The sequence below is a fragment of the Clostridium pacaense genome, from assembly GCF_020709765.2.
Classification (GTDB): domain Bacteria; phylum Bacillota; class Clostridia; order Lachnospirales; family Lachnospiraceae; genus Enterocloster; species Enterocloster hominis.
The window spans coordinates 33965-50658 of the sequence record NZ_JAJFEB020000024.1; the positions used below are offsets into that span (position 1 = coordinate 33965).

The 16694-nt window shown below is 51.9% G+C and carries 15 protein-coding genes; 11 read left to right on the top strand and 4 right to left on the bottom strand.

The genetic code is table 11. The features are described 5' to 3' along the window. Positions 1-28: 28 nt before the first annotated feature. The 7 genes from LK536_RS54515 (at position 29) to LK536_RS54545 (ending at position 7396) form a co-directional block, all read left to right on the top strand. Entirely contained in the window at positions 29-1216 is a 1188-nt protein-coding gene (locus LK536_RS54515) for a mandelate racemase/muconate lactonizing enzyme family protein (protein ID WP_008719646.1), read from the top strand. 412 nt (positions 1217-1628) lie between these two features. Continuing rightward, positions 1629-2315 carry an N-acetylmannosamine-6-phosphate 2-epimerase gene (locus tag LK536_RS54520; protein ID WP_227795753.1) on the top strand — a complete coding sequence of 229 codons (687 nt, stop codon included), beginning with the start codon at positions 1629-1631 and terminating at the stop codon, positions 2313-2315. Between the two features lie 173 nt (positions 2316-2488). Continuing rightward, positions 2489-3406 (top strand): dihydrodipicolinate synthase family protein, encoded by a 918-nt coding sequence (locus tag LK536_RS54525; RefSeq protein WP_008719642.1) that lies wholly within the window; start codon positions 2489-2491, stop codon positions 3404-3406. A gap of 114 nt (positions 3407-3520) precedes the next feature. Next, entirely contained in the window at positions 3521-5023 is a 1503-nt protein-coding gene (locus LK536_RS54530) for a sodium:solute symporter family protein (RefSeq protein WP_008719638.1), read from the top strand. 106 nt (positions 5024-5129) lie between these two features. After that, complete coding sequence (locus tag LK536_RS54535) at positions 5130-5579, top strand: NanQ anomerase/TabA/YiaL family protein (protein WP_227795752.1); 450 nt, start codon at positions 5130-5132, stop codon at positions 5577-5579. A gap of 100 nt (positions 5580-5679) precedes the next feature. Then, on the top strand, positions 5680-6564 hold the full coding sequence (locus tag LK536_RS54540) for an ROK family protein (protein WP_227795751.1): 885 nt from the start codon (positions 5680-5682) through the stop codon (positions 6562-6564). Between the two features lie 4 nt (positions 6565-6568). Continuing rightward, on the top strand, positions 6569-7396 hold the full coding sequence (locus LK536_RS54545; RefSeq protein WP_008719633.1) for a MurR/RpiR family transcriptional regulator: 828 nt from the start codon (positions 6569-6571) through the stop codon (positions 7394-7396). Positions 7397-7505: 109 nt separating this feature from the next. Here the strand turns inward: LK536_RS54545 and LK536_RS54550 are convergent, their stop codons facing one another. The 4 genes from LK536_RS54550 to LK536_RS54565 all read right to left on the bottom strand — a co-directional run bounded on the left by LK536_RS54550 (position 7506) and on the right by LK536_RS54565 (position 10577). Beyond that, the gene (locus LK536_RS54550) at positions 7506-8396 is read right to left on the bottom strand and encodes a M28 family peptidase (protein WP_227795750.1); all 891 of its coding nucleotides are present in this window, start codon (positions 8394-8396) and stop codon (positions 7506-7508) included. 10 nt (positions 8397-8406) lie between these two features. Then, entirely contained in the window at positions 8407-8922 is a 516-nt protein-coding gene (locus LK536_RS54555; RefSeq protein WP_227795749.1) for a NanQ anomerase/TabA/YiaL family protein, read from the bottom strand. Between the two features lie 96 nt (positions 8923-9018). Continuing rightward, a complete protein-coding gene (locus tag LK536_RS54560; RefSeq protein WP_008719627.1) occupies positions 9019-9798 on the bottom strand; it encodes an SDR family NAD(P)-dependent oxidoreductase in 780 nt (259 codons plus the stop codon). A gap of 44 nt (positions 9799-9842) precedes the next feature. After that, the gene (locus tag LK536_RS54565; RefSeq protein ID WP_040380202.1) at positions 9843-10577 is read right to left on the bottom strand and encodes a GntR family transcriptional regulator; all 735 of its coding nucleotides are present in this window, start codon (positions 10575-10577) and stop codon (positions 9843-9845) included. Positions 10578-11042: 465 nt separating this feature from the next. Here LK536_RS54565 and LK536_RS54570 point away from each other — a divergent pair, with 465 nt between their 5' ends. From LK536_RS54570 to LK536_RS54585, 4 genes are all read left to right on the top strand, one after another. Further along, on the top strand, positions 11043-11756 hold the full coding sequence (locus LK536_RS54570; protein WP_008719620.1) for a GntR family transcriptional regulator: 714 nt from the start codon (positions 11043-11045) through the stop codon (positions 11754-11756). A 173-nt stretch (positions 11757-11929) separates the two neighbouring features. Beyond that, on the top strand, positions 11930-13324 hold the full coding sequence (locus LK536_RS54575) for a hypothetical protein (protein WP_008719615.1): 1395 nt from the start codon (positions 11930-11932) through the stop codon (positions 13322-13324). Positions 13325-13489: 165 nt separating this feature from the next. Further along, positions 13490-15628 (top strand): hydantoinase/oxoprolinase family protein, encoded by a 2139-nt coding sequence (locus LK536_RS54580; RefSeq protein ID WP_025485662.1) that lies wholly within the window; start codon positions 13490-13492, stop codon positions 15626-15628. Positions 15629-15634: 6 nt separating this feature from the next. Beyond that, the gene (locus tag LK536_RS54585; protein WP_227795748.1) at positions 15635-16636 is read left to right on the top strand and encodes an ICP22 family protein; all 1002 of its coding nucleotides are present in this window, start codon (positions 15635-15637) and stop codon (positions 16634-16636) included. Positions 16637-16694: the final 58 nt, after the last annotated feature.

Genomic DNA, 16694 nt, shown 5'->3' on the forward strand with positions numbered 1-16694 from the left:
AAAAATTAATTATGAGGAGGATTTTATCATGAAGATTACCAGCGTAGACCTTTATCAGGTGACCAGCGGAAAGCCAAGTGTGGCAGGTACATATTGGAAGGCATCCATCTGCCGTATCAACACGGATGAAGGTATCTCAGGTTTTGGCGAGGCAGGCGTATGCTACAGCAGCGGCAGCGACGCTGCCCTGGGATTGATGAAGGATTTTGCCCAGATGATCATCGGCATGGATCCCATGAACAACGAGCAGATATGGAATAAGCTGCACCGCGACACATTCTGGGGCATGGGCGGCGGAACCATTATCTTCTCAGCCATCAGCGCCATTGATATCGCGCTTTGGGATATCCGGGGCAAGGCCCTGAATGTTCCCGTATACCAGCTCCTTGGAGGCAAGACCAACGACAGGCTGCGCGCCTATGCCAGCCAGATCCAGTTTGACTGGGGCCCGGTCTGCGCGCCTATGGTAACGCCGGAGGATTATGCCAATGCCGCAAGAAAGGCAATGGCAGAAGGCTATACTGCCATAAAGGTAGACCCGGTTGGCTTTAACACCAAGGGCAACTGGATGGAGTGGAGCAACTACGGCCTTCTGGAATACGACCAGTTAAAGGTTGCGGTTGACCGCGTGGCAGCCATCCGTGAAGCAGGCGGGCCGGGACTTGATATCATCATCGAACTTCACTCCCTCACCGACACCAATACGGCCATCCAGCTGGGACGCGAGCTGGAGCAATACAGATGCTTCTATTATGAAGAGCCGACACAGCCCCTTAATCCTTCCTTATTTAAGGAGATTGCGAACAATGTCAGGATTCCGATGGCATCCGGCGAGAGGATATACTCCAGATGGGGCTACCGTCCCTTCTATGAGGACCGTTCCCTCAGCATCATCCAGCCTGACCTGTGCAACACAGGCGGCCTGACAGAGGGCAAGAAAATCTGCGATATGGCCCACACCTATGATATCGGCGTACAGATCCATATCTGCGGCAGCCCGATTTCCACGGCGGCAGCCCTGCAGCTGGAAGCAGTGATTCCTAACTTTGTTATCCATGAACACCATCAGGCAGCGCTGATTCAGGAAAATATCGATATGTGCAAGTACAATTACCAGCCTGAGAACGGATACTTCTCTGTTCCGGATAGGCCGGGCATCGGACAGGAACTGACCGAAGAAACCATGGGGAAATCCCTGTTCTGCACAGTGAAATAAAGATTAAAAGAGTATCTGGAATTATCAGCCGGAAGTCCGGACAGAGTGGGAAAACCGCCCTGTCCGGGCTTCCGGCTATTTTTGTATCCTATCGATGGCAGTGATTTGAGACAGATATACAGATAAGGGTCTATTGATACCTGGATATTTGACAGCATTTGCCTGAAGTTTAAATCCTTGTTGCCGACGTATCAATGAACCTTTGCGATTTGAGAGAAACAACCTTCGTATAATTGTGCATATTAGACAAAAACAGAATGGAAAAATTGTGCGAAAAGGCGGGGGTAAATCAAAGATTATGAAAGAACTTTCAGGATAAATACATACTATTGAAAATAAAAACAAACCTGTTATACTAAGGCTACAAGGACATGAGACATAACCAAGTGATTGTTACGAGGAGGAAACAGACATGAATGACAAAGTCGAAAACCTGAAAGGAAAATTGATTGTTTCCTGCCAGGCACTGCCGCACGAACCGCTCCACTCTTCCTTCATCATGGGAAGGATGGCACTGGCCGCAAAGGAGGGCGGCGCAGCCGGCATCCGTGCCAACACCAAAGAAGACATCGCCGAGATACAGGCCCAGGTGGACCTGCCGGTCATCGGAATCGTAAAACGGGATTATGAGGACAGCAAGGTATACATCACGCCGACCATGAAAGAGATTGAGGAACTGATGGAGGTAAAACCCGAAATCATCGCCCTGGACGCCACTTCTGATTTAAGACCGGGCGGGAAGACGCTGGATGGGTTTTACAGGGAAATCAGGGCCGCATATCCGGAACAGCTTCTTATGGCGGATTGTTCCACGGTGGAGGAAGCGCTCCACGCGGATGAACTTGGATTTGACTTCATAGGCACAACGCTGGTTGGATACACCGAACAGAGCAGGGGACTTAAAATAGAAGCAGACGACTTCGCCATCATCCGTGAGATAGTGGCAAAGGTAAGACACAGGGTAATAGCAGAGGGCAACATCAACACGCCGGAGAAGGCAAGGCGGGTCATTGAGCTGGGAGCGTTCAGCGTGGTTGTCGGCTCCATCATCACAAGGCCCCAGCTGATTACAAAATCATTTGCAGAAGCGCTCAGATAGAACGGCTAGGACGGCACCGGACGGGACAGATGAGGCCGGAAAGCCGCCCGGACCGGGAAGGACGGTCCAGGAAAGACGGGCCGGGAAAGCCGCCCGGACCAGAACGCGGACATGGAAACAAAGTAGGAGTTAACATAAACAAAGCAGCCCCAAAAGGGAGAAGGAGAACAATCATGGCAAATTTAGAAAAGTACAAAGGTATCATTCCTGCATTTTACGCATGCTACGATGAGGAGGGCAATGTAAGCCCGGAGCGTGTAAGGGCGCTGACTGAATATCACATCAGAAAAGGCGTTAAGGGCGTATATGTCAACGGTTCTTCCGGCGAGTGCATTTACCAGAGCGTGGAAGACCGCAAGATTACCCTGGAAAATGTCATGGCAGTTGCAAAAGGAAAGCTGACCGTCATCGCCCATGTGGCCTGCAACAACACAAAGGACAGCGTGGAACTGGCAAAACATGCCGAGAGCCTGGGCGTGGATGCAATCGCAGCCATACCTCCTATTTATTTCCATCTTCCGGAGCATGCCATCGCTGCGTACTGGAACGCCATGAGCGCGGCGGCCCCAAATACGGATTTCATCATCTACAACATCCCGCAGCTGGCCGGAGTTGCACTGACCCAGGGATTATTTGCTGAGATGCGCAAGAACCCAAGGGTCATCGGCGTAAAGAACTCCTCCATGCCGGTGCAGGATATCCAGATGTTCAAGGCTGCAGCGGGCAATGACTACATTATCTTTAACGGCCCGGACGAGCAGTTCATCAGCGGCCGCGTCATCGGTGCGGAAGCAGGAATCGGCGGTACCTACGGCGCGATGCCTGAGCTGTTCTTAAAGATGGATGAGCTGGTAAATGCAGGCAGGCTGGAGGAAGCAAAGGAAGTTCAGTACGCTGCCAACGACATCATTTACAAGATGTGCTCCTGCCGCGGCAATATGTACGGCGCTATCAAGGAAATGCTCCGCATCAACGAGGACCTGGACCTTGGGGGCGTAAGGGAACCCCTTCCCCAGCTGGTGGAGGCAGACCTGCCGATTGCGCAGGAAGCGGCACGCATGGTAAAAGAGGCAGTTGCAAAATTCTGCTAAAAATACCTGCAAAAGAAGGTTTGACAGAGGGAACAGATTTTTCCGGCGCCTTCCGGGAGGGACGGAGGGCGCGCAGGAAATCAATGGTATGTATGATAGAAAGGGAGTTTGACAATGCAGGGATTCACAACAATTGATTTGATTATTCTTATTGTATATCTCGGAGCAGTATTATTTGCCGGCCTCTACTTCTCCAAAAAGGAGATGAAGGGAAAGGAGTTCTTCAAGGGGGACGGAACCATACCCTGGTGGGTTACCTCGGTTTCCATCTTCGCAACCTTATTAAGCCCGATTTCGTTCCTGTCACTGGCAGGCAATTCATATGCGGGAACCTGGATCATGTGGTTTGCACAGTTGGGAATGATTGTGGCAATCCCCATCACCATTAAGTTTTTCCTGCCGATTTACAGCAAGCTGGATATTGACACGGCTTACCATTACCTTGAAATCCGTTTCGGAAGCAAGGGACTGCGCGTGCTGGGCGCCATCATGTTCATCGTTTACCAGGTGGGCCGTATGTCCATCATCATGTACCTTCCGTCCATGGTATTATCCAATCTTACAGGAATCAATGTAAATATACTGATCATCGCCATGGGTGTGATTGCAATCATTTACTCCTACACAGGCGGACTGAAATCCGTTCTCTGGACCGACTTCATCCAGGGCAGCGTGCTCCTGGTGGGCGTCACATTTGCCCTTCTGTACCTTGCCCACGGCATTGACGGCGGCTTCGGGGCTATTTTCTCCACCATGGGGCAGGGCAAGTTCCTGGCGCCTGACCAGCCGATCTTCAACCCGAATATCCTGAAGGACAGCGTATTCCTGCTGATTGTGGGCGCTGGTTTAAATACCTGCTCCTCCTATGTATCCAGCCAGGATATCGTACAGCGTTTCACCACCACAACCGACATGAAGAAGCTGAACAAGATGATGCTGACCAACGGCGCCCTGTCCATCTTCATCGCAACCGTGTTCTACTTAATCGGTACAGGACTGTATGTGTTCTACAGCCAGAACGCGCTTCCGCCGGCAGCACAGCAGGACCAGATCTTCGCATCCTACATTGCATACCAGCTTCCTGTAGGTATCACCGGTATCCTTCTGGCAGCCATCTACGCTGCATCCCAGTCCACCCTGTCCACAGGACTTAACTCCGTGGCAACCAGCTGGACCCTGGATATCCAGGAGCGCCTGTCTAAAAAGGAAATGAGCTTTGCCCTTCAGACAAAGATTGCACAGTATGTGTCCCTTGGCGTGGGTATTGTTGCTATCGGTGTTTCCATGGTGCTTGCCAACGGTGAGATCAAGTCCGCATACGAGTGGTTCAACGGATTCATGGGTCTGGTGCTGGGCGTGCTGGGCGGTACCTTTGCCCTTGGCACATTCACGAAGGTGGCCAATGCAAAGGGCGCTTACGTGGCATTCTTTGTGGCAGCCATCACCATGGTATGCATCAAATACATGGCTCCGGCCGGCGCAGTATCCATCTGGTCCTACTCCATCATTTCCATCACCATCTCGCTGGTGGTCGGAATCCCGGTCAGCATCATCACCAGGAAAATGGATGGGGATGACTCGAAGCCGGTGGCGGATGCTACTGTTTATCACAACTAATCAACCAGTTTAGGTCCCTGGACGTGGGAGCCGGACATGACAGCGGTTTTTGAAGGCTGGTCCTGCCGGTGATACCACGCCCTGGGATGGAATGCGGGGGAATCATATGATTTTTGGAAATATCGGACAGGAAGGGACGTACGGTTTTCTTCCCAGGGACGTTAAGGAATTTTTTGAATATGCGGCCAACCATGATCTGGCTGGTTTTGAAAAGGGAAGCCATCCCATTGACGGGGAACGCTTCTTTGTCAATATAGTTGAATATGAAACCACATTGCCGGAGAACCGGTTCTGGGAAGCCCATAGAAAGTATCTGGATGTCCATTTAATGCTTGACGGACAGGAACAGATTGATTTAAACTTTATAGAGAATATGGAGCAGAAGGAATTTGTGGAAAAGGATGATTTCCTTCCCCTCGAGGGGGAGGCCAACAGCCATGTGGTGCTGAGGCCTGGGGATTTCCTTATCTGCTATCCCAACGACGGGCACCGCACAGCCGTGGCTGTGGACGGACCGGAGAAAATCAGGAAAGCCATCTTTAAGGTGGGGATATAGTCCAGAACCAGAAAAGGCAAACCACGGTCAGACGGCAGGTTTGCCTTTTGCGGCAGGCAGTGGTCATAAAGGTACCGGGGATGGAAGGAGAAGCGGCATTATGAAACAGTATGTATGTATCGATATCGGCGGCACCGAGATTAAATATGGCATCATGGATGAAAAGGAAATGTTCCTGGCCAAGGACAGGACACCCACCGAGGCATCAAAGGGCGGCCCATGCCTTTTAGAAAAGGTGGTTGGAATCGTGAGGGATTACCTGAAGGTCTGGAAGGCGGATGGAATCTGTGTGTCCACGGCCGGCATGGTGGACGTGGAGAAGGGGGAGATATTCTATGCAGCGCCCCTGATCCCGGATTATGCAGGCACGGCAATCAAGGCCAGGATGGAAGCTGAATTCGGTATTCCCTGTGAAGTGGAAAATGATGTGAACTGCGCAGGCCTGGCGGAGGCCAGATCCGGGGCAGCGGCAGGCAGCAGGTCGGCGCTGTGCCTGACGGTGGGGACCGGAATCGGGGGCTGCATCCTCATTGACGGCAGGGTATACCATGGATACAGCAACAGCGCCTGCGAGGTGGGTTATATGCATATGGACGGCAGTGACTTCCAGACACTGGGCGCCGCCAGTATCCTGACAAAACGGGTGGCCGCTGGTTTTGGGGAACCGGAACAGAAGTGGAACGGCCTGCGTATCTTTGAACTGGCAAAGCAGGGCAATGCTGTCTGCGTCCAGGCAATCGATGAGATGTGCGACGTGCTTGGGAAAGGGATTGCCAATATCTGTTATGTGATGAACCCCCAGGTCGTTGTACTGGGAGGCGGGATCATGGCCCAGGAGGAATACTTAAAGCCCAGGATTGAGGCTGCCATCACAAGATATCTGGTGTCCGGCATCCGTAAGAACACCACCCTGGCCTTTGCCAGACACGGCAATGACGCCGGAATGAAGGGAGCCTATTATCATTTTAAAGAGAGACAGGGATGAAACCATGGAATATCTGAAATCAGTCATACCGGTAATTGAGTCCAACTATGACAACTTCACCACGGTGGAACGCAGTATTGCGGATTTCTTTATTTATAACAGGGAGGAAATGGACTTTTCAGCCAAGGCAGTGGCCGGGAAGCTGTTTGTGTCTGAGGCATCCCTGTCCCGCTTTGCCAAGAAGTGCGGCTTTAAAGGTTACCGGGAGTTCATATACCAGTACGGGGAAAACTTCGTGGTCAAACAGGAATCCATGACAGGCAATACAAGGACTGTCCTTAACACCTACCAGGAACTGCTTAATAAGACCTATAACCTGGTGGATGAAAAGCAGGTGGAACGCATCTGCCGTTACATGTCAAAGGCGGCCCGCGTATTCGTCTGCGGCATGGGAAGTTCAGGCCTGGCGGCCAGGGAGATGGAGCTGCGGTTCATGAGGATCGGCGTGGACATCACCTCCATGGATTACGGGGACATGATCCGCATGAGGGGCGTGTTCCTGAATGAGAGCAGCCTTGTGTTCGGAGTCAGTATCAGCGGAGATACGGAGGATGTGACCTTCCTGCTCCAGGAGGCCCATGAGAAAAAGGCAAGGACCGTGCTGCTCACAGCCAAGAACAAGCCGGAATTTGACTCGTTCTGCGATGAGGTCATGCTCCTTCCCTCCCTCATCCACCTGAACCATGGCAATGTCATTTCCCCTCAGTTCCCAATCCTGCTGATGACCGATATCTTTTACTCCTGTTATGTGTCCCAGGATAAGTACTCCAAGGAAATCCTCCATGACAGTACCTTGCGGGCATTGGGGAAGACGGGGAGACCCCTGGTATGACCCGAAGAGCATACAAAAATATAGAGCCGATAACCTATGGCAGTCAAAATCCGCGGTTATCAGCTCTTTTTTCTTTGTTTTTAAAAAGGTTCAATATTACCTCCTGGCCTTACAGCAGCCCAAACAGCTTCTTCCTGCCGGCCGGGGGCGCCGTCACGGCCTCTCTGAGATAATGGTATATCCGGCTCATTGCCTCAGGTTCCACGTATTCCGGATGGTCGCGGTAGCCGCCGTGCATGGTGGTGGATACTTCCATCTGCTCCATCATCATGTCAAACTCCGGGGGACGGCCTAAGAAACCGTCCCCGTAGGTGGCCATGGCCTTCAGGTACTGGATGTCCCAGCGGGGGATGGCGCAGAGGCTTAAGGCTGGGATGCGGCTTCCTGCAAAGGAGGCCTCATCGCTTCTTGGAAGGTATTTTAATACCTGCGCGTTGTGTCTGCCTAAGAGGGCCTTGTCGCAGAAGGGACCAAAGACAGGTTTGTTTTCATTGCCCTTGCCGCAGATGGCGATGGTATCGCCGAATCCGCATACGTCCAGGTTCACGACCCCGGTAAGGTCCTGCCTGCGGATGACCTGCCTGTCCGGTTCCTGCTTTAGAAGGCCCTGCTTATCAGGGGCCTGCCTGTCCAGACAGGACACATAAAGCCTGCTTCCGGAGTTGCCGGTTTCCTCGCCGTCAAAAAAAGCGAAGCGTGCAGGGACTCCATTTTCCTTTAGGTCCTTTGCAAGGTCAATGAGGATGCAGAGTGCGGCGGCGTTATCATTGGCGCCAAAGCTTCCGGGGACAGCGTCATAGTGGGCGCAGAACAGGAGGCTGGGCGCCTCCTGCCACGGATCCAGAATATAATTCACAGTGCCGCGGGGGTTCTTGAAGCTGGGTTCGTCCTCCTGAAGGAAGCAGGACAGGCCTTCTGCGTCCAGGACATCTGCCAGCGCCTGGCGGCGCAGGTCCGGGTCTTTCTGGGCCAGGGTTTCCAGATGGCGTTTAATCTCCATAATCAGGTCCTCAGCCTCTCTCTGCGCAAAGACAGGCATCCATGGGCACTTTAATTACGATCTTGCGGATGGCCGCAGGCACATCCCCGGTCTGGATGGCAGGAATGTGCACATCCCATGGGAAGTAGACCGCGTAGGTGCCGGGAACCATCTCAATGGTGCCCTCGGGCGCGTCCTGGTTATCTTTATAGAACAGGATATCCCTTGGGGTGTCAAGAAGGTCCTCGTCCACCACGCTGGTTTTGTCATCATTATAGTATCCGGCCCTTTCCGGTCCCCCGGCGGCCAGGAACTGGACATCGATGTTTTTGCGGTGGATTTCAGGGCGCAGGGTCTGGCGGGGGGCCGTGGTCAGGTCCAGGACCTGGAGGACCATGGGAACGCCTCCCAGTTCAATATCAAACCTGCCCGGCTCATGGGCTGCCAGGTCCGTTTCCTTTAAAAAGCAAAGGGCGCTTTTAAGGGGAGCGGGAAGGATTGCTGTCTGCTGTTCAAAGAATTCATTGTTTACATTTCCGAATATCATAATGGTGCCTCCTGACTTTTTATATGATTCATGTTACCCTGGCAGAGGTCTGCCGGGGCGCGGGCGCGGATGTCCGGCGCCCAGACATGTCCGTGATTATTGCATGGATGTAAGACCTCCGTCCACGGCCAGTACCTGTCCGTTCACAAAAGCAGCCGCGTCGCTGCACAGGTAGATGGCTGCGGCTGCAATGTCCTTTTCCTGCCCGATGCGGCCCAGGGGGATACGGTCTGTCAGCTTCTTATAGAATACAGGGTCATCTAACTGGAAGGAATTAATGGGGGTGCGGACAAAGGTTGGGGCGATGGCATTGCAGGTAATGCGGTACTTGCCCCATTCGCAGGCCAGCTGCTTGGTGTACATGTTCACCGCGCCCTTGCTGGCGCAGTATGCAATATAGTTTTCCGTTGTACCGATAAAGCTTTTTACAGAAGAAAGGTTCAAAATCCTGCCGTAGTTCCTGGGAATCATGAAGCGTCTGCCCACGGCCTTGGTTACCAGGTGAAGGCCCTTGACATTCAGGCCCATGACCTGGTCAAATGCTTCCTCGTCATAATCCTCGGCAGGCATCAGGCGGTTCATGCCCGCACTGTTTACAAGGATGTCCAGGGTGCCGAGCTGCTCCTCGATTTCATCCAGCATCCGGTCAATGTCATCCTGTTTCTGGATATCGCAGCGCAGGGAAAGGAATCTCCTTCCGGCTTGGGCCGCATAGTCAGCCAGCCCGGCTGCCTTTTCCGGATGGCCTCCGCACACAGCCACATCGGCGCCGTTCTGTAAGAAGCCCAGGGCAATGGCGCTGCCCAGTCCTCCGGTCCCGCCTGTAATCAGGGCTGTCTTGCCGTTCAGGGAAAACAGGTTCTGGTAATTCTCCATAGATATATCCTCCTTATTCGTCTCAATCCAAGTCTGTACCAGTATCAGGATGCGGCATCCGTGCTGTCACAGATGAAATACTCCGGGTTGTGCTGCTTTAACGGCGGCACCAGTAAAAGCATCCTGGACATGTGATGGCTGTAAATCAGGCAGGCCTGGTCATTATTGCGGTCAGCCAGGGCGTCGGTTAAGTTGGTCAGCTCGCAGAGGAAGCCTTCCACCATGGCGGAGCTGCTGGTGGCCAGGTATAAAAGCCTTTGCAGGTCCATGTCCACCTTCTGCAGGGACTCCCATACAAGGTCCATGTCCCCGGCCAGTATGTAGAGCTGGTGGTAATAATCCGTCAGAAGCTTGGGCGCCTGGTTTAAGTTGCCCTGGTACAGGTAGTCATCCAGCTGGCGCAGGTGGTAGTACAGCACCTCCAGGTCGCTTTTTTTCACGTTCTTGATGAAGATGGTGTGGAGCATGGAAGTTCCCAGCCGGGTGTGGAGCCAGATGGCGTGTTCAATCCGTTCTGAGTCAATCCTGGACACAAAAGCCCCCCTCTGGGGGATGACATCCACCAGCTTTTCCCGGGAGAGCCTGGTAAACGTGTCATGCACCGGGGTGCGGCTTACATTTAAAGAAGAAGCCAGGTCCGCCTCGTTCATCTTCTGTCCCGGGGGAAGGAACAGTTCTAATATACAGTTCTTTATTACGCGGTACGCGTACTGGCGCGCGTCTTCAGTGGGGCGCCTTGCAATCATTCGGTTATTGGTATCAAAGGGTAGTAGTGACATGGCAATCACCTTTCTTGGTTTCTGTCAGATATCCGGTTCGTTCGATTGGTACAGCAAATCAAATTATAGCATAGAAGATCCGGTCTGATAAGTATGCATTTGCTCTTTCTTCCTTATTAGAGCCGGAGATTGAAATGTAAAAAATTTCCAATCATAAACTTGTATGCAATTTATTGCTTTGTAATTTCTACTATTATCTTATCATTATTTGTGAAAAAAGCAACTGGTAAACAAAATTTTAACAATAAACATGTGGAAAATGATAAAAAAACAGTTGCGTTCATGGGATAAATGTGATATCTTGTATATGTCTTGAAATTGATACAATCAATGGAGAGACGGAAAAAGAGCAACTGATATGCATTTTTGACTCGAACTGGTATGCAAAAGAAAAATCAACTTGTATGCAATCCTGGCAGACCCCCCGCATGGGGATGTCAGGGCAGACGGAGAGGGGATGGGGAGATGCCTGAGGTCGTTGACAAGGTGGCGAAAATTGATTCCAGGAATGACATTTATTCCTTTTTGCGCAATCAGATACTGAGCCTGTCCATTGAGCCTGGGGAGATGCTCAGCGAGAATTCCCTTTCGTCCCAGATGAGCGTAAGCCGTGCACTGGTAAGGGACGCCCTGGCCCGTCTGACGGAAGAGGGCTATATCGTGGTCTATCCCCAGCGGGGGACCGTGGTCACCATGATTGACCCTGAGAGGATTAAACAGTCCGTACATACGCATATCGTGCTGGAGCAGGCAGTGATTGAGGAGGTCTGCAGGCAGGGGCTGACACCGGAGCAGAAAGCCCTACTGGAAGAAAGCCTGGAGAAGCAGAAAGAAGTAAAAGGGGACAGTGATGTGCTGGAGCTGCTGGCAGCGGACCTGCACATGCGGTATCTCTTATCCACCTTCTGCGGCAAGGAACATATCTGGGATTACTTCAGGACACTGGACTGCGACATGATGCGGGTCAATTACCTTCAGTACAGTACCTTCAACTTCAAGGTGTATATGTCAAGCCTTACACGCTGGGAACACACCCAGGTGGAGACGCGTCTGCTGTTAGACAACATCATACGCGGGGACGCGGAGGCGGCGTCGCTTATATGCTCCAACCATTTTAACGCGGTTCTCTGGAATACGGATACGCTCCAGGGGATTTACCCACAGTTCTTTTCCAGATAGGCCCGGGCGGGATCCGGTTCCATGATCTGGATGGAAATATATTTAATTACATGATGAAGGGGGATGGATTTAGGATATTCTGATGTTTTGAGAGAGAGGGAAGCCTGATACCGCAGGTTTCCGAAACAGTTCCACAGTGTAGGATTATAAAAAAAGATATGAGGAGGAATACCATGGAATACATAATTGGTATAATTTTGTTACTTTCTTTCTTCGGCCTGGCATATTACTGTATTAAAGGCCACAACCTGATGATCGGATTCCTGATTATCACCGTAATCTGGACCGTTCTGCCTTTGTTTGGGACCCTGTTTGCCAGCCCGGCATTCATCGAATCCAACCCCGTACTTCAGTTCGGCGCGGGCACGGATACAAAGCTGGTTTCCATTCTGAACAAGATTTTCCAGAGCGCTCCTGAAGGCTGGGGCACCACCCTGGTTAATGTGTGCTGGGGCGCATGGTTCGGCCGCGTCCTGATGGACACAGGCATTGCATCTACCCTGATCCGTAAGACAGTTGAGCTTGGCGGAGACAAGCCAATGGTTACCATCGCACTGTTAAACATCGTTACGGCGCTGATCTTCACAGCCATGACCGGTGCAGGCCCTGTTATCGCTATCGGCGTTATCGTACTTCCAATCTTAATGTCCCTTGGCGTACCGAAGGCAATTGCAATGTTCTCCTTCATGGGCTCTGTTGCAGCAGGCATCTACCTGAACCCTGTTAACTTTGCGCAGTACCGCGCATTCTACATCACTCCAGATGAGATGCCGGACTTCACACTGGGATGGTATGCAGCTCACTGGGGTTATGCAGCCCTGATCATCATGCTGGTGGCAACCACCTTACTGGCTGCAATTTATCTTAAGAAGTCAAAGACAGTACATTCCTGGGCAGCCCAGAGCCGCAATTCCTCTGCTGACCAGAAGAATGCGCCAATGTATACATTAATCCTCCCAATCGTTCCGGTTGTGCTGAAAATTTGGCTGGATTTCTCCGTTATCGGCGGCTTCATCATTGCAGGTTTCCTGGCCCTGTTCCTTTGCGGCAGGATGAAAGGAACCTTTAAAGAGAACTGTCAGTTAGTGAACAAGCTGTACTATGACGGTGTGGTTGATACTGCTCCGCTGGTAGGCTTCCTTCTTACCCTGCCGATGTTCAACCAGGTTGCAACCTATGCATCTCCTTACTTCAAGGCGATTTTAGGAAATGTAATGCCTAAGAGTGAACTGGCTGTGTGTGTGATTTTTGCCGTACTGCTGTTCATGGGCCTGTTCCGCGGACCTATGACACTGGTTGGATGTGGTGCTGCTACGCTGGGTGTGCTTTCTAATGTTGCATCCTTCTCAGTACCGTTCTTATATGCTGTATTTGCCATCCCGACCATAACCGTTAATATTGGAAGCTGTATCACCCAGTCTTGGGTGGCATGGGGTCTTGCTTATACCAAGGTAGAATCCAGAGACTTCCTGAAACTGTCAATTCCGAATGCTTATCTGACAGGTGTAATCCAGTATGTTGCTGCATTCATCCTGTTAGGCGGACTTGGAGCTGCTTGGTTCATCTAATTTCCAGCAGTGAATCTCTCTTAAAAAATAAAGATTTATTCTATAGAAGCGGGTGCGTGTCATGCGCACCCGTTATCCCCTGACAAATGTTTCGTTAGATTATGAATGGAAGTCCCCGATAAAAGAATCGCGGGTACGTATTGTAGAGTGAAAGGAATGAAAATTATGGCAGAGCGTATTAGCAGAGCTGTTCGTATGGGTATTGACGTTGGCGGAACTTACACCAAGTGCGTGGCAATGGATAATGAAACCCATGAAATTATAGGAAAAAATCAGGTTAAGACTACACATGATGACAAGAGTGGCGTTGCTGCCGGTGTTGTGAAGAGTTTTCAGAATTGTATGCGCGAGAATAACATTGCCCCTGAGGATGTTGTGTTCGTTGCCCACTCTACCACTCAGGCTACCAACGCTTTTATTGAAGGCGACGTGGCCAGCGTTGGTGTGGTCGGTGTTGCAGGCGGCGGCCTGGAGGGATTCCTTGCAAAGCGCCAGCTTGCCCTTAAGGATATCGTGCTGGATGAAAAGGTCGGCAGGATGATTAAGGTATACAACACCTTCATTAAGAAGAAAATGCTGACAGAAGATGTGATTAACCAGAATATTGATGAATTACTGAACCAGGGTTCACAGGTAATCGTTGCCTCCATGGCCTTTGGTGTAGACAGTATGGATGAGGAAATGATGATCCATAACTGTGCGGAGAAGAAAAATGTGCCAGTTACCATGGCTTCTGATATTACAAAGCTGTACGGCCTTACCCGCCGTACGCGTACCGCTGCAATTAATGCATCCATCCTGCCAAAAATGATGATGACTGCCAATGCAACCGAGTCATCCGTACGCGCGGCAGGCGTTACCGTTCCCCTGATGATCATGAGAGGCGACGGCGGCGTCATGGAAATCAGCGAGATGCGTAAGCGTCCTATCCTGACAGCACTTTCAGGACCGGCTGCTTCCGTCATGGGTTCCCTTATGTACCTGCGTGCTTCCAATGCCATCTACTTTGAGGTGGGCGGGACCACCACCAACATCGGCGTCATCAAGAATGGCCGTCCGGGCGTTGACTATGCCCAGATTGGCGGACATGACACATATATCAGTTCCCTGGATGTGCGTATCCTGGGCTGCGCAGGCGGCTCCATGGTGCGTATTAACGACAAGGCGGTTGTGGATGTAGGACCGCGTTCCGCCCATATTGCCGGATGTGAGTATGCTTGCTTTACTCCTGAGGAGGAGATTGAAGACCCGCAGATTGAGATGGTAAGCCCGAAGCAGGGTGACCCGGCGGACTATGTCACCATCCGTTTAAAGAACGGGAAGCGCATCTGCTTTACCAACACATGTGCTGCCAATGTACTGGGACTGATTGAAGAGCAGTACTTTGCGCACGGCAATGCGGGCGCGGCCCGCAAGGCCATGCAGCCGGTGGCTGATAAGTTAGGCATCACGGTGGAGGAACTGGCAACCCAGATCCTGGATAAGGACTTTGAGAAGGTTAACGCAACCATCACTGCCCTGGCAGAGAAGTATCAGCTTGACCATGACAGCATGAAGCTGGTAGGCTGCGGCGGCGGCGCTGCTTCCCTTGTTCCGTACTGTGCAGGAAAGATGGGACTCCAGTACAGCATTCCTGAGAATGCGGAAGTCATCTCATCCATCGGCGTGGCCCTTTCCATGGTACGTGACGTGGTGGAGCGTGTCATCCCCAACCCGTCCCAGGACGATATCAGGGAACTTAAGAAAGAAGCGGCCGACATGGCTGTAAGTTCCGGCGCGTCACCTGACACGGTTGAGGTCCATATTGAGATTGACAACCAGACCGGTAAGGTAACCGCAATCGCAACCGGATCCACCGAGGTTAAGACCACGGACCTGTTAAAGGAATGCGACGAGGCAGAAGCATGCGAGCTGGCAACCCAGGACTTCGGACCAAAGGTCAGTGAAATCAAGCTTTCCGAGAAGACCGACAAGTTCTATGTATACGAGGGCGTGCGCGGCGACAAGACACCCCTGCGTATTGTTGATAAAAAGGGCTTCATCAAGGTTCAGTGTTCCAACGGACAGGTTACCAAGTGTAAGGTTAGCGAGTACAAGGAAGTGGTTGACCAGATGTGGAAGGACGGCGCTGTGTTCAAGACGGATACCGTTCTCAGACCGGACTTCTTCGTATGTGTAGGCCCGCGTGTAGGCGACTACAGCGCGGTTGACTTAGAGCAGATTTTCCTTTTGATGGACCTGGATCTGGGAGACAGGGAACCGGATGAGGATATCATTATCGTGGCATCAGTGACGGAGATTTAATCTACTATGAATAAGGAAGAGTTTCAGAAAGCTTTAAAGCCCATAACAGACGGGCTGTTTGGAAAACAGGGGACGAGGCGCTATGAGCGTCCCCATTTTCCACTGCGTCCACTGGACCGGATGCTTCGGGACCTGGCTTCCATTGACGCGGTGGAATGGTTCCGGTACGTGTTCTCACGGGAACCCCTGAACGGCAAATTTAACGATGGGCAGCGCAGGGACTGGATGGAACACGCCCTGGCCTGCGGCAGGGAATATGCGGTAAAGGTAATGGAGGAATATAAAAGTTCCGATCCGGAGGTCATTGCCAAGGCCATGGGCATGAAGGTATCCTATCCCACCTATCCTGAAAAGACGGACCGGGTGCTTTTTGCCGAATACCGGGTGCCGGACACCATCTGCATCTATATGGATGCGGTGAAAAAGGCAAAGAAATTCCTGGAAAAACCGGAAATCAGGGATGTGCTCACGGACAGCCTGAATATAAGCAGGCTTTTGCTGGCCCATGAACTCTTCCATTATGTGGAAGAAAAATACAAACATGAGATTTATACCAGGACAGAGAAAATCAGGCTCTGGTCCCTTGGGCCCCTGCACAACGATTCCACCATCATTGCCCTGAGCGAGATTGCTGCCATGGCATTTGCAAGGGAGATAACGGGCATCCCCTATGCCCCCTATGTCATGGACGTGTTCCTGGTCTATGGTTACTCCCCGGAAGAGGCCAGCGGGCTTTACGAGGAAATGATGGAGTTTGCAGGACTTAAGCCGTGTCCGTCCGTGGAGGAACTGGAGGCGGACCGGGCGGAAGGCGATTCCGGTATGGCGGAGGATGGTTCCGGTCCGGTGAAGGACGGTTCCGGTCCGGCGGAGGACGGTTCCGGTCCGGCGGAAGGCGGTTCCGGTCCGGCGGAAGGCGGTTCCGGTCCGGTGAAGGATGATTCCGGTCTGCCGGAGGATGATCCTGATCCGGCAAAAGCCATGGGACGGCCGTCAGACGCGGATTGATATGAATTGATTGTAAAATGTGTATAAAAGCGCATGGAATGTGCGGAAAAAAGGAGAA

Excerpts from the sequence above, each read along its gene's own strand:
- LK536_RS54550 (WP_227795750.1), bottom strand. The coding sequence starts at position 8,396 with ATGGAGATTAAACGCCATCTGGAAACCCTGGCCCAGAAAGACCCGGAC.
- LK536_RS54560 (WP_008719627.1), bottom strand. The coding sequence starts at position 9,798 with ATGGAGAATTACCAGAACCTGTTTTCCCTGAACGGCAAGACAGCCCTG.
- LK536_RS54570 (WP_008719620.1), top strand. The coding sequence starts at position 11,043 with ATGCCTGAGGTCGTTGACAAGGTGGCGAAAATTGATTCCAGGAATGAC.
- LK536_RS54515 (WP_008719646.1), top strand. The coding sequence starts at position 29 with ATGAAGATTACCAGCGTAGACCTTTATCAGGTGACCAGCGGAAAGCCA.
- LK536_RS54565 (WP_040380202.1), bottom strand. The coding sequence starts at position 10,577 with ATGTCACTACTACCCTTTGATACCAATAACCGAATGATTGCAAGGCGC.
- LK536_RS54575 (WP_008719615.1), top strand. The coding sequence starts at position 11,930 with ATGGAATACATAATTGGTATAATTTTGTTACTTTCTTTCTTCGGCCTG.
- LK536_RS54530 (WP_008719638.1), top strand. The coding sequence starts at position 3,521 with ATGCAGGGATTCACAACAATTGATTTGATTATTCTTATTGTATATCTC.
- LK536_RS54545 (WP_008719633.1), top strand. The coding sequence starts at position 6,569 with ATGGAATATCTGAAATCAGTCATACCGGTAATTGAGTCCAACTATGAC.
- LK536_RS54520 (WP_227795753.1), top strand. The coding sequence starts at position 1,629 with ATGAATGACAAAGTCGAAAACCTGAAAGGAAAATTGATTGTTTCCTGC.
- LK536_RS54540 (WP_227795751.1), top strand. The coding sequence starts at position 5,680 with ATGAAACAGTATGTATGTATCGATATCGGCGGCACCGAGATTAAATAT.
- LK536_RS54525 (WP_008719642.1), top strand. The coding sequence starts at position 2,489 with ATGGCAAATTTAGAAAAGTACAAAGGTATCATTCCTGCATTTTACGCA.
- LK536_RS54535 (WP_227795752.1), top strand. The coding sequence starts at position 5,130 with ATGATTTTTGGAAATATCGGACAGGAAGGGACGTACGGTTTTCTTCCC.
- LK536_RS54585 (WP_227795748.1), top strand. The coding sequence starts at position 15,635 with ATGAATAAGGAAGAGTTTCAGAAAGCTTTAAAGCCCATAACAGACGGG.
- LK536_RS54555 (WP_227795749.1), bottom strand. The coding sequence starts at position 8,922 with ATGATATTCGGAAATGTAAACAATGAATTCTTTGAACAGCAGACAGCA.
- LK536_RS54580 (WP_025485662.1), top strand. The coding sequence starts at position 13,490 with ATGGCAGAGCGTATTAGCAGAGCTGTTCGTATGGGTATTGACGTTGGC.